This is a genomic window from Candidatus Avelusimicrobium alvi, assembly GCF_958451995.1.
Taxonomy (GTDB): domain Bacteria; phylum Elusimicrobiota; class Elusimicrobia; order Elusimicrobiales; family Elusimicrobiaceae; genus Avelusimicrobium; species Avelusimicrobium alvi.
Genome location: NZ_CAUDSG010000042.1, coordinates 1 through 11,874 on the forward strand (window position 1 = coordinate 1; position 11,874 = coordinate 11,874).

An 11,874-nucleotide genomic window follows, 5' to 3' on the forward strand; every position below is an offset into this window, starting at 1 on the left:
AAGAAAGATATAAAAGGCTTGTATTGTTTTTTTTTTTGATAAATTGGGATTATTACCTTGTATAAATGGGGGGATATATCCCGTGCAGAAAAGCCTCGGATTTACGCTTATAGAGCTGTTGGTGGTCGTTTTAATTATAGGTATTTTATCGGCGGTCGCGCTGCCGCAGTACGAAAAAGCCGTACAAAAAGCGCGCGCGATGGAAGCGGTGGCCGCCGTAAAAGCCATCAAAGACGCGCAGGAAGTTTTTTATATGGCCAACGGTTCTTACGCCTCTTCTCTGGAGGATTTAGACGTAAAAGTGGACGCGGTCCTGCGCGATTTTGCACTGGACGGCGGTTCCCTGGCCTCGGGCCGCTACGCCTATTACAATAACCAGAAAGGCTATTACGTGGCCGGCAGCGGCGTACACCGCGCGGGCCTCGCCTCCACCGATACGCCGGATATGATTTATTGCTGCGGCGACGCCAAATGGTGCGCCGTCATCGGGCGGGAAAAAGTCTCCGCCTCGCACTGCAGTAATGCATACCGTATTTTTTAATTGTACCGTTTCGGCCGTTGGCAGGCCGCCTTTTTGGTGCCGCAGAAAAAAACCCCGGGAATATCTCCCGGGGTTTTGCAATATAAAAGCGGTTAGGCGCGCGTGGAATCAAAATGCCGTTTGTTGATGAAGAGTTCCGATTGGTCGGTGGCCCAGTTGAGCTGTTTTTCCAGCTCTTTGGCGGCGGCGTCCATCTCGGCGTCCGAGCGGACGTAAATGGCTTTGCCGTACGTCAGCGCCGTTTTGCCAAACGGCAGCGGCACGCGCATTTTATCCCACGACCCCACCTTGATTTTGTGGCTGAGCGCCGTGCCTACGGGAATAATCGGCAGGCCGGTTTTAAGGGCCAGAAATAAAATCCCGTGCTGCACTTTGTAAATCGGTCCGCGCGGCCCGTCGGGCGTAAGCATGGGGTGATAGCCGGCTTCGGCGATGTTTTTAAGCTTGATTAAGGCGCGCACGCCGCCGCGCGTAGTGCTGCCGCGCACGGCTTTCATACCGAATTTGGGCAGACAGCGGGCGATGTATTCCCCGTCGTCGCTTAAACTGATAAGCGCGCAGATTTTCTGCCCGCGGTAGGGATAGAGCAAAAACAGCTGTTGGTTGTGCCAGACGGCGAAAATATAATTTTTTCCTTCTTTTTCAAATTCCAGCGCTTCCAGCGTTTTAAACCAGTAGATGCGGGTGGTCCAGCCCAAAAATACCGTATACCAATAGGCCAGGGTGGAGCCGAGGACGTGCTTCCAGGAGACTTTTTTCTTTTCAAGCGACGTAGGTTTAAACATTATTTTTTTCCTTTTTTCCGGGCTTTCTGCCACGGAACCAAAAACACCGCGGTAAGGCGGGGGGATAACAGGCCGCTTTCCGGCAGGGAAAGGTCAATTTTATCCGCGCTGAGTTTATCCAGAATTACCGGCAGCGCTTTAAGGGCCAGGGTATTTTCCAGCCGCACGGCCTCGCGCAGCAGCTTGGGGGCCACGGCCGCGCCGAAGGGCGGAAGATACACAAACTGCAAATCCAGCGTGTCAAATTCTTCTTTTTGGGCCTGCTCTTTTACCAGGTCCGCCACAAAGGTAACGGCGCTTCTTAAAAATTCCAACAGCACAATCATGGCCGCCGTTTTGCGGTCCTCGTTGGTAAGGGTTTGCAAAAAGGGTTCAATCTGCCCTCCCAGCGTAACGGCGCAGGCGCTGAACATTTCTTTATGAATGATGCTCTCTGCGTCCAGCTCCCAGTGGGCGTCTTGGTTAAATTCGTACACGACGCCCGGGTCCAGCAGTTTAAAAATAGCTAAAATAAACGCCGTTACTTCGGCCTCGCTTGCAAACCCGGCGCGGCGCAAAAGCGGCAGTTCGCGCAGGAGTTTGCGCAGAATTTCGCGCTGGCGGGAAGGAATTTTAAAGCGTTTGATTTTTCGCATGGGTGTTGTTCCTTTCAAACGGTTTGCAGGGGCGTCCGGTGCGGGCGGCCGTGTAAAACGTCTGGCGGAGCCTCCTCGGGGGAGGCTCCGCTTTCGGTAAAACTTATTTTTTGCTTCTGCGCGTGCGTTTGATTTTGGTTACGGTCTTTTTCTGGGGCGCGTAACCTTCCGCCGCGGCTTCTTCGCGCCGGACTTCCGCGGGCAGCTTGGCGGCCGGTTTGGCGGCGGATTTAACGCCCTTGGCGGGGTTGCTTCCGTCGCTCAGCTGGCCGCGGCTCCACGTGTAGACCAGCGGCGTCGTCAGCGCAATCGTGCTGTACACGCCGGACAGACAGCCGATGAGCATGGCAAACGCAAACGAATTGATGACTTCTCCGCCGAAAACATACAGCACCACCAGCGCGAAAAGCACCGTTAGTGTGGTGATAATCGTGCGGGAGAGGGTTTCGTTGATGGAGAGGTTGATCAGCTCGCCGAAGCTCATTTTGGGATGCAGGCGGATGTTTTCGCGCATGCGGTCAAAAATAACGATGGTGTCGTTAATGGAGAAGCCGGCCACCGTCAGGAAAGCCGCTACGACCACCAGGTCAATTTCGCGCTGCGTGATGGAAAACGCCACCGCCATCGCAAACAAATCGTGGAACAGGGCGATTACGCCCGACACGCCCCACAAAATGTTGCTGAAGCGAAACGCCACGTAAATGATGATAAACACCAACGACAGCAGAATAGACCACAGGGCTCTTTCCGTCATATTTTCGCCGACGGCCGGCCCCACGGAGTTGGTCTGCAGGACGGTGTAGGGGGTGCCCATCGTATCAAGCGCCTGCTCAATGCGTTTTTGCACCACGCCCACTTCGTCGGCGGTGCTTTTTTCGCTGATGGAGAAGGAGCCGTCGCCGTAGGACTGCAGGTCCGAATTGGCTCCGGTGGCGGAAAGCGCCGCGCGTACGTCGGCCATTTCAACGGGGGCGTTGAATTTTACCTGTACGGACGTACCGCCGGTAAAGTCAATGCCCATATTAAATCCCTTAGTAAAAAAGCAGATTACGCCGCCGATAAGCAGTAGAGCAAACAGCGTGTAATAGGCTTTTCTGTATTTAAGGAAATCAATGTTTGTTTTGGGAAGTAAGTGCATCATAAGCTGATCTCCTTGGTGTTAGAGGTGAGGACCAGCTCATAGATGGCGCGCGTGACGAATACGGCGGTGAACAAGCTGACCGTTAAGCCGATAATAAGCGTAACGGCAAAGCCTTTAACCGGGCCCGTACCAAACTGCAGCAAGCACGCACCCACGATAATGGTGGTGATGTTGGAGTCAAAAATGGCGGACCAGGCTTTGTCGTAACCCAGGCTGATGATTTCATACACGGGTTTGCCCAGCAGTTTCTCTTCGCGCATACGCTCAATAATCAGCACGTTGGCGTCAATGGCCATCGCGAGCGACAGAATCATACCCGCAATACCGGGCAGCGTAAGCGTAGCCGAGAAATAGCTCATAATGGCTACGGTGAAGAGGAAGTTTAAGAGCAGGGCGCAGTCGGCGATGAAGCCGGCGGCTTTGTAATACACCAGCATAAACAGCAGGATGACCACCAAGGCGTAGAACGAGGCCGAAAGACCCGATTTGATGGAGTCTTCGCCCAGGGTGGGGCCGATGGTTTTCTTTTCAATCACTTTTACGGGAGCGGGGAGCGCGCCGGCTTTGAGCACAATGGAAAGCGAGCGGGCTTCTTCGGGCGTAAAGGTGCCGGAGATGCGGCCGTCTTTTGTGATGCGCGCCTGCACGACGGGGGCGGACTGGATGGTGTTATCCAGCACGATGGCGAGCTGTTTGCCGATGTTGGCGCCCGTCAGCTGGCCGAATTTTTTGCTGCCTTCGGCGTTAAAGCTGAAGGAGACTTCGGGGTAGCCGTTTTCGCCCATCATCACGACGCGGGCGTTTTCCAGGTCCGCGCCGGTAACGGCGGCGGTATCGGTAACGACGCTGTAGCCGCCGTCTTTATTGCGCATAATCTGGTAGCCGGCGGGCACCATTTTGGCGATTTCGGGCACTAAATTGCCGTTGTCGTCAAAAGGCTTGTCGGTCATTTCCAGTTTTTCAATGGCTTTTTGCGCGGCGGACGTATCGTTTTTTACGATGCGAAATTCCAGCATGGCGGTTTTGCCGATCAGCTCTTCCGCGCGCTGCGGGTTGGACACGCCGGGCAGCTGCACCATAATCCACTTGTCGCCCTGGCGGGTGATTTGGGTTTCGGCGAGGCCGTACTGGTCAATGCGGTTGCGGATAATTTCCACCGCGCGGGCCATGGCTTCGTTCAAAGGCTCTTTGGCGCTGAGTTTGGAAACGTCCAGCTCCAAAAGCAGGCTGGAACCGCCTCTAAGGTCAAGGCCCAGGTTGAGCATTCTTTTGGGACGTTCGCCGAGGGTATCAAGCTTTTCGCGCTCGGCCAGCGGTTTGGAATACCACTTATAGTTGGGGTAGATTAAATAGACGGACCCCAGCAAAATGGCGATGATGAGTCCCCATTTTACGGCTAACTTGTTAGACATTACTTGGCGCCTCCTTGTTGGGCAGCGGCCTCTTGGGCGTTTACAAATCCAACGATGGCGGTTTTGAGCACGGTCAGTTTCACGCTTTCGGCGATTTTGACTTCAATCGCGTTGTCTTTGAAACCGGCCACGGTGCCGATGATTCCGCCGGGAATAATCACCTGGTCGCCTTTCTGCAAGGCGTTGACTTTCGTCAGCAGCTCCTGTTCGCGTTTTTTCTGGGAGCGGGCGGGCAGGAAAATCACCACAAACCCGAACGCAAGCAAAAGCAGCCAGAAGAACATTCCTCCTCCTTGGGCTGTCGTTTCCATAGGTTAAATCCTCCGATTAAGAGTGTAAATATACATCTGTTATTTTAGCATATTTCCCGTCGTTTCGGACGGCGACCCCGGCGTGCGCCGGAAAACAAAACCCCCGCGTCCGTTTAAAACGCGGGGGCGGATGAAGCGGGAAAGGCTACCGGGCGGGGAAAACCGTCATCAGCCGGATGAGTTCTTTGTCCTGCGGGTCCTGGGAGTTAAGCGGCAGTACGCGCGTTTCTTCGTCCGTGGTAACGACGGCATAATCTTCCTTAATGTCAAACACGCTTCTTTTCGCGTCCCGGTCAAACAGGCTGTGGCCGAAAAACCCGCGCGGCTGGGGCAGGTTTAACAGGTCCATCACCGTCGGGGCGATATCCAGCTGGGAAATAAGCGGATTGTCCGCCAGCGGTTTTTCAATGGGCGTGCGGGTGATGATGATAAAAGGCAGGTTGTCGTACTCCGCGCGGTAGGGGTTAAAGAGTTTGTTTGTCGGCGTGTTGGAATAGGACGGGTGATCCGCCGTTACCAGCACGAGGGTGTTTTCGTCAAACAGGCCCTGCTTGTCCAGCTCCTGCAAAAACCGCTTTAAATCCTGCCCGAAGCGCGCAAACGCGCGCGGAAGAGTGGGGAGATTGTAAAATTCCGCATCAATTTCTTCGTATTCCTGGCCCAGGTAATCCAGGCGGCCCAGGGGCACGTGCGAGTCCACGGTTAAAAGCGTCATAAACAGCGGTTCGCCCCGGTGTTCCCGGAGATATTCGGCCGCGTATTCAAACAGCTTGCGGTCCGTCATACCCCACCAGTCAATATATTCCTTATATTCGGGGTGGGTTTCAAAATACGTCGCGCCGATGACTTCGTCAAACCCCGCCTGCTTGAACAGGATGTTTTCATCCATATACGTTTCATTCGCGCCGCGCAGAAACGCCGTTTTGAAGCCGTTGTTTTTAAGCTCTTTGACAAAGGACAGCGGGTAAGCGTTTTCAAACGACAGCTGGGCGTAGGGATGGGAAGAAAAAATCACGGACAAGCCGTAAAGCGTGGAAAGCGTTACGTGGCGCAGCGAGGCCGCCGGATATTTGTCAAACAGCGCGTCCATCGTTTCGCTGGCTTTGGCCGGAATTTGGGGATTAAAGCGGTGCAGGTATTTATTGGAAAGGGACTCGGAAGCAATCAAAATCACGCGCGTATACTTTTTGCCGACTCCCGTGTTGGCGGCGGAAAACACATTGTATTTTTTAGCCAGCCGTTCCAGTTCCGCGTCCGGTTGTTGGGTAAAGGCGGGCTGGGGGCGTTTGGCCAGTACGGCGTTGGCCGTATATACCGCGGACGGGGGGATTAAATAGGAAGTGTAAAAATTATCCGGCCGGGGCAGGAGGCGCAGCGGATTTGCCATGTATAAAAGGCCCAGGCCCAGCAGGCAGACCAGCAGGCGGTGAAGCGCGGTTTTGCGCGGGGCGGCGCGGAAATAGCGGCGCACGGCAAACACGCAGAAAAGCGCCAGCAGGGTAAAGTAGGATAAAACGCGCCAGTCGGTCAGAAAGTCGTAATCGCCGCCTTCCATGGTGCTTAAGTATTTGGCGCCGAAGCGTTCCTTAAAGTACCACAGCAAAATCAGGTCCGCGGTCATCGTCAGGTAATAGACAAAGGCCGCCAGCGCCAGCAGCCATTTGTTTTTAAGGCCCAGCAAATTTAACAGCGCCAGCAGCGCCCCCAAAAACAGAAATTCACATACTAATTTTACGCTTTCGGCGGCCAAAAAGTTGACGGGCGTCAGCCGCCCGAGCTGGCTGAGGCCGAACGCGCACAAAAGAAGCGCGGGGACGGACAAAACCAGGAGCAGTTTCCAATCATTTTTAAAGGGGGATAAAAGGTATTTTTTTAAGAAAGTCATTTAAATTCCGTTTCCTGTCAATTTGATATAATATTATATCTTAATTAAGGACCTTTGACTCCTGGCCCGGTCGTTGTGGCCGGCAGGATCATAGCGCAAACCAAAATGGAAAACAAGGACTTAGAAACAAAGCGCCACTCGTGCGCGCACGTGATGGCGCAGGCGGTGCAGCAGTTGTTCCCCGGTACGAAACTCGGTATCGGCCCGGCTATTGAAAACGGCTTCTATTACGATTTTGACTGCCCCAAACAATTCACTCCCGAAGATTTAAAGCTGATTGAGACCAAGATGAAAGAAATCATCAAGGCCCGCCAGCCCTTTGAACGTAAGGAGATGAGCAAAGCCGAAGCCAAAGAATTTTTTGAAAAACGCGGCGAAACGTACAAGCTTGAACTGATTGAAGAGCTGGAAGACGGTACGATTACCGTCTACACCAACGGTGACTATGCCGACCTCTGCCGCGGCCCGCACGTGGAACACACGGGCAAAATTAACAGTTTTAAACTGACCGCCATCGCCGGCGCGTACTGGCGCGGGGACGAAAAACGCCCCATGCTCCAGCGCATTTACGGCCTGTGCTTTGACACGAAGGACGAACTCAACGCCTATATCAAACAGCAGGAAGAAGCCGCCAAGCGCGACCACCGCAAACTGGGCCCGGAATTGGACCTGTTCAGCATTAACGACAATGTCGGCCCCGGCCTGATTCTCATGCACCCCAAAGGCGGTATGTTGCGCAAAATTCTGGAGGACTGGATTAAAGACCAGAATTTAAAGCGCGGCTACGACCTGGTGGTCAGCCCCCACATCGCGCGCCTGCATTTGTTTGAAGTCAGCGGCCACGCGGGCTTTTATTCGGACAGTATGTTCCACCCCATGGAAGTGGACGGCGAAAAGTACCAGATTAAGCCGATGAACTGCCCCTTCCACGTGGAAATTTATAAAACCCATTTAAGAAGCTACCGCGACCTGCCCCTCCGCCTTTCCGAGCTCGGCACGGTGTACCGCTACGAACGCTCCGGCGCGCTGCACGGCCTCTTGCGCGTGCGCGGCTTTACGCAGGACGACGCGCACATTTTCTGCACGCCCGAGCAGGTGGAGGACGAAGTCAAACAGTGTTTTGAATTTGCGATGCATATTTTCAAAACGTTCGGCTTTGAAAAATACTCCGTGGAGCTTTCCACGCGCGACCCGGAACACCCGGAACATTTCACCGGCGACGTAAAAGACTGGGACCGCGCCGAAAACGCCTTAAAGCACGTGCTGGAAGCCAACAACATTCCCTACACCACGCACGCCGGCGAAGCCGCTTTCTACGGGCCGAAAATTGATATTAAGGTGATGGACGCCATCGGCCGCCTGTGGCAGCTGTCCACCATCCAGTTTGACTTCAACCTGCCCCAGCGCTTTGACCTGGAATACGTGTCTTCCGAAGGCCGCCAGCGCCCGATTATGGTGCACCGCGCGATGTTCGGCAGCATTGAACGCTTTACGGGCGTGATTATTGAGCACTTTGCGGGCTGGTTCCCGCTGTGGCTGGCCCCGGTGCAGATTAAACTCCTGACGCTGACCGACGACCAGATTCCCTTCGCCAAAGAAGTGTTCTTAAAAATGCGCGAAGCGGGCCTGCGCCCCGAGCTGGACGTAAGACCGGAAAAACTGGGCTTAAAAATCCGCGAGGCGCATATGCAGCGCATCCCGTACACGGCCATCATCGGCGCGAAGGAAGCCGCCGAGGGCAAGCTGACCGTCCGCCTGAAAAACGGCGAAAATACGGCCGCCCTGCCCGTGGACGAAGTGATTGCCAAAATGAAAGAAGAAGCCGCGTCTTTCAGCCTGGCCAATCTGTTAAAATAGTCCGCCGGACTTTTAGAAAAAACGCTCCGCTTTACGGCGGGGCGTTTTTTCTATACAATGAGTGTATGCCAACTCATAAACTTACCGTGCTGGCGGCGTGTCTGTTGGCCGCCGCCGCGCTCCGGGCCGCTCCGGCCCCGGGGGCGGATTCTCTTTCGCTGCGCGAACGGGTCGGGCAGACCATTATGCCGCGCGTCGTCATCGGGCAGCAAAAGGCGTTTAAACAAGCCGTATTAAACGGCGAAGTAACTGGTTTTTTTATTAAAGCCAACGAGGGCCTGGTTACGCACCCTGAAATTACGGCCAAAAACCAGGCGCGTTTTGTGGCCAAACAGCGTAAAAAACTGTTAAAAACCATACGCGATTTAAACAAATGGGCCGCCAAAAGCCCGCATCAAATCCCGCTTTTGCTGGCAATTGACTACGAGGGGGGAACGGTAACTTCGCCCATGTACCTGGGGCTGAAGCAAATGCCCTCCAATATGCTGCTGGCCGCCTCCGGCGACGAAAAAATCGTGGCGGACGCATACGCCGCCCAGGCGCGCGAAATCCTGCTGGCCGGGGCCAACACCGCGCTGGGCCCGGTAACGGACGTCAATTCCAACCCGCTTAATCCCATCATTCAAACCCGTTCGTTTGGGGATGACGCCGCCCGCGTCGGGCGGTTTTCCGCCGCGGCCGTGCGCGCGCTGGAAAATAACGGCGTGCCGGCGTTTGTCAAACATTTCCCGGGGCACGGGGATACGTCCGTGGATTCCCACTACACCCAGCCGGTAACGGACTTGCCGGCGGATAAATTGTGGAGCGCGCATATTTCGGCTTTTCAGCCGGCGGTGGACGCCGGCGTAACGGGCGTGATGAGCGCGCATGTGGTGTATCCCGCGCTGGATAAAGACAATTCCGCCATGTTTTCCACGGAGATTATGCAGCGGCTGCTGCGCCGGAAAATGGGCTTTAAAGGCCTGATCGCCACCGACGGGCTGGATATGGGGGCCGTAAAGGGCGTTACGGTGGAAGAAATCGTACGCCGCGCATACGGCGCGGGCAATAACATCCTGCTTTTAAGCGGGGACGTGCGCGACGTAAAAACCGCGCGCACCTATCCCAAGCGCGCCGCCGATTATGTGGAAGGCACGCTGGCGTCGGCCCGGCCGGAAGTGTCCGGCGAATTTATTTTGGAGTCCGCCCAAAAAGTGCTGGATTTAAAAGAACGCCTGGGGCTGTTTGAAGACCGCGCCGCCGTGCAGGATACGGGCTTTGACGACGCTTCCCGCCGCGCGGCTCAGGCGGGCGTGACCCTCGTGCGCGACGAACAGCGCCTCATCCCGCTGGGCGCGGACAAACAAACCGTTTGCGCGGTGTTTTTTGCGGACGATATTTTCAGCCTCCAGCTCAAAGCGTTTACGGATGAACTTTCCGCCCGCGGCAAGACGGTGCGCTCCGTGTTTGCGCCGCGTACGCCCGGCGAAAAAGACGCGCTTCTGGCGCGGCAATGTTTAAGCGGCGCGGACGCGCTGGCGGTGGGCACTTCGCGCACGAGCGCGATGGACGCGCGGCAGCGGCAAACGGTCAATTCCCTGCTGGAAAGCGCGCGGAAACAAGGTACTCCTGCGGTGTTGGTATCCTTATTAAATCCGTACGAAATCCCGCTTTATCCGCAGGCGCGGACGGTGCTGGCGCTCTACGGCCCCACCGTGTATACGGCGCAGACCGCCGCGCAAATTCTGCTGGGCGATGCGCCCGCCAAGGGCCGTCTGCCCGTACGGCTGGAGTAAAGGTGCCGTTTTAAAATACGCCCCGCCCGGTTGCTTTCGGGCGGGGTTTTGTGAATGCCGGGAAGTTATTTTTTTCTGTTTTTGGGATATTCCACCGTCAGCGGGACGCTTGTTTGGTTTTTGCCCCGGTATTTTTCAATAAACTCACAGAATTTTTCGTCTTTATCCGTCAGGTCAATACATCCCGCGCTGCCTCTTCTTTTTCCTCCGTGGATGCTGAATCCGTCCCGTTTCGTCTTTTGGGCTTGTTCTTCCGTTTGGGTAATGGGAATGCGGCAGTTGCCCCACGGTATGCTTCCTCCGGGGAATCTGCCTAATTTTTTCTTGGCAAAGGCTCCCGCCATGCCGATGGCTTCGTCTATAAGGTTAGGATGTTGGATTTCCTTGGGGTTAACGGTATACGTCCCTTCCGGGATGGGGCCTTCGTCTTTCTGTTGTTGTCTCTGCGGGGAATAATCAAAGACGCTGTGATTTTCGTCCAGAGGGAAACCCGAATCGGCGGGGAGGGAAAAACTGAAGCGGCGCCCTTCTTTGTTGACGGCAAACGCGGTCAGTCTTTCTCCGTCAAAACGGAGAGATTCCAGATGCGGTTCTTGTTTCTTTTTCCCGCTCATATCGTAGGGTTTGACGGGTTGTTTCTTCCCGTCAATAATGTTGAATACGTCTTTTTGGGGGTTGTATGCGGAAGGCATAAGCATTCTCCTTGTTTATGAAATAACAAAGGGGGACGGCGGAAAGCGCGGCGCGGGCGCGCCGGCGGGGGATGAGATAAGGGACTGCAACGTAGTTATAGGGTCATCTAAAAAGGAAGGTAAATAAGCCCAATCCAAAGTGTCAGAATATAGAGGATGATTTCCCACACGGCAAAGCGTTTGCCGGTATGAATCTTATACAGCGCGATGATACAGGCCGCCGCCGGCAGGATGGAGTTGATGGCCTGGGTGCGCACGCCGGGGCCCATCCGGCCCAATACGGAAATATGGTAGTATTCATCCATCAGGCGCAGCGGAATGCCGAGCAGAATCAATTGGAGAAGGGCGCTTGAAAAACCGCGCCACGGACGTGGTTTGCCCACGGTGTGGACGGCAAATCCCAAGAGGTAAATGCTCCGCACGCCGTCCAGCGCCACTTCAATATAGGTGGGGAGGTTCCAATAATACGGCCAAAAAGGGTCAATAATGTCTGTCAGATAGGTATAGAAAACTCCCGCCATGAGCGCCGTGTTGAGCAGCGAGGGGTATTGCCAGAGCAACCATTTAAAAGCGGCTTTGAGTTTTTCGCGGATAAACATAGGCTGTCCAGAATGAAGTAACTATAAATTTCACAAATTATAGTATAAAAATACTATTTTGTCAAGTAATTTCGGGCAAAGCCGTGGTTGTGCGGATTTTACGTTGCTTGGCAACATTGTTTAAACGGTGTGGTTCCATTGAAAGGAAGAGTCGTTTTGCTGTTTCATGCAGGTCTTAGCCCTGTTTATAAAACGCCTCAAGGCGGAAGAATGTTTTTACTTGTTTGAGCGAAGCGAGTTG

11 protein-coding genes are annotated in these 11,874 nt (G+C 54.5%); 3 read left to right on the forward strand and 8 right to left on the reverse strand.

Features of this window, described 5'->3' with window-relative positions; translation table 11 throughout:
* Positions 1-82: 82 nt before the first annotated feature.
* A complete protein-coding gene (locus tag ACQY36_RS07120) occupies positions 83-541 on the forward strand; it encodes a type IV pilin protein (protein WP_428078551.1) in 459 nt (152 codons plus the stop codon).
* 92 nt (positions 542-633) lie between these two features.
* On the opposite strand, the gene ACQY36_RS07125 is transcribed toward ACQY36_RS07120, so the two are convergent.
* The 6 genes from ACQY36_RS07125 to ACQY36_RS07150 form a co-directional block, all read right to left on the reverse strand.
* The gene (locus ACQY36_RS07125; protein WP_428078553.1) at positions 634-1,326 is read right to left on the reverse strand and encodes a lysophospholipid acyltransferase family protein; all 693 of its coding nucleotides are present in this window, start codon (positions 1,324-1,326) and stop codon (positions 634-636) included.
* The gene (locus tag ACQY36_RS07130) at positions 1,326-1,961 is read right to left on the reverse strand and encodes a hypothetical protein (RefSeq protein ID WP_428056837.1); all 636 of its coding nucleotides are present in this window, start codon (positions 1,959-1,961) and stop codon (positions 1,326-1,328) included. The genes ACQY36_RS07125 and ACQY36_RS07130 overlap by 1 nt, the downstream gene beginning before the upstream one ends.
* Positions 1,962-2,064: 103 nt before the next feature.
* Complete coding sequence (gene secF / locus ACQY36_RS07135; RefSeq protein ID WP_428078555.1) at positions 2,065-3,102, reverse strand: protein translocase subunit SecF; 1,038 nt, start codon at positions 3,100-3,102, stop codon at positions 2,065-2,067.
* Positions 3,099-4,514 (reverse strand): protein translocase subunit SecD, encoded by a 1,416-nt coding sequence (secD, locus tag ACQY36_RS07140; RefSeq protein WP_428078557.1) that lies wholly within the window; start codon positions 4,512-4,514, stop codon positions 3,099-3,101. Before secD ends, secF begins: the two co-directional genes overlap by 4 nt.
* Positions 4,514-4,825, reverse strand: coding sequence for a preprotein translocase subunit YajC (gene yajC, locus ACQY36_RS07145; protein ID WP_428056831.1), 312 nt, complete (start codon positions 4,823-4,825; stop codon positions 4,514-4,516). The genes secD and yajC overlap by 1 nt, the downstream gene beginning before the upstream one ends.
* Positions 4,826-4,970: 145 nt before the next feature.
* Entirely contained in the window at positions 4,971-6,710 is a 1,740-nt protein-coding gene (locus ACQY36_RS07150) for an LTA synthase family protein (protein WP_428078559.1), read from the reverse strand.
* A gap of 105 nt (positions 6,711-6,815) precedes the next feature.
* Here ACQY36_RS07150 and thrS point away from each other — a divergent pair, with 105 nt between their 5' ends.
* Both thrS and ACQY36_RS07160 read left to right on the forward strand, forming a co-directional pair.
* Positions 6,816-8,567, forward strand: coding sequence for a threonine--tRNA ligase (thrS, locus tag ACQY36_RS07155; RefSeq protein WP_428056827.1), 1,752 nt, complete (start codon positions 6,816-6,818; stop codon positions 8,565-8,567).
* A gap of 65 nt (positions 8,568-8,632) precedes the next feature.
* Entirely contained in the window at positions 8,633-10,342 is a 1,710-nt protein-coding gene (locus tag ACQY36_RS07160) for a glycoside hydrolase family 3 protein (RefSeq protein WP_428078561.1), read from the forward strand.
* Between the two features lie 65 nt (positions 10,343-10,407).
* Here the strand turns inward: ACQY36_RS07160 and ACQY36_RS07165 are convergent, their stop codons facing one another.
* Both ACQY36_RS07165 and ACQY36_RS07170 read right to left on the reverse strand, forming a co-directional pair.
* Entirely contained in the window at positions 10,408-11,034 is a 627-nt protein-coding gene (locus ACQY36_RS07165) for a tlde1 domain-containing protein (protein WP_428078563.1), read from the reverse strand.
* A 107-nt stretch (positions 11,035-11,141) separates the two neighbouring features.
* Entirely contained in the window at positions 11,142-11,633 is a 492-nt protein-coding gene (locus ACQY36_RS07170) for a hypothetical protein (RefSeq protein ID WP_428078565.1), read from the reverse strand.
* Between the last annotated feature and the right edge of the window lie 241 nt (positions 11,634-11,874).

Excerpts from the sequence above, each read along its gene's own strand:
- ACQY36_RS07125 (WP_428078553.1), bottom strand. The coding sequence starts at position 1,326 with ATGTTTAAACCTACGTCGCTTGAAAAGAAAAAAGTCTCCTGGAAGCAC.
- ACQY36_RS07130 (WP_428056837.1), bottom strand. The coding sequence starts at position 1,961 with ATGCGAAAAATCAAACGCTTTAAAATTCCTTCCCGCCAGCGCGAAATT.
- secF (WP_428078555.1), bottom strand. The coding sequence starts at position 3,102 with ATGATGCACTTACTTCCCAAAACAAACATTGATTTCCTTAAATACAGA.
- secD (WP_428078557.1), bottom strand. The coding sequence starts at position 4,514 with ATGTCTAACAAGTTAGCCGTAAAATGGGGACTCATCATCGCCATTTTG.
- yajC (WP_428056831.1), bottom strand. The coding sequence starts at position 4,825 with ATGGAAACGACAGCCCAAGGAGGAGGAATGTTCTTCTGGCTGCTTTTG.
- ACQY36_RS07150 (WP_428078559.1), bottom strand. The coding sequence starts at position 6,710 with ATGACTTTCTTAAAAAAATACCTTTTATCCCCCTTTAAAAATGATTGG.
- thrS (WP_428056827.1), top strand. The coding sequence starts at position 6,816 with ATGGAAAACAAGGACTTAGAAACAAAGCGCCACTCGTGCGCGCACGTG.
- ACQY36_RS07160 (WP_428078561.1), top strand. The coding sequence starts at position 8,633 with ATGCCAACTCATAAACTTACCGTGCTGGCGGCGTGTCTGTTGGCCGCC.
- ACQY36_RS07165 (WP_428078563.1), bottom strand. The coding sequence starts at position 11,034 with ATGCCTTCCGCATACAACCCCCAAAAAGACGTATTCAACATTATTGAC.
- ACQY36_RS07170 (WP_428078565.1), bottom strand. The coding sequence starts at position 11,633 with ATGTTTATCCGCGAAAAACTCAAAGCCGCTTTTAAATGGTTGCTCTGG.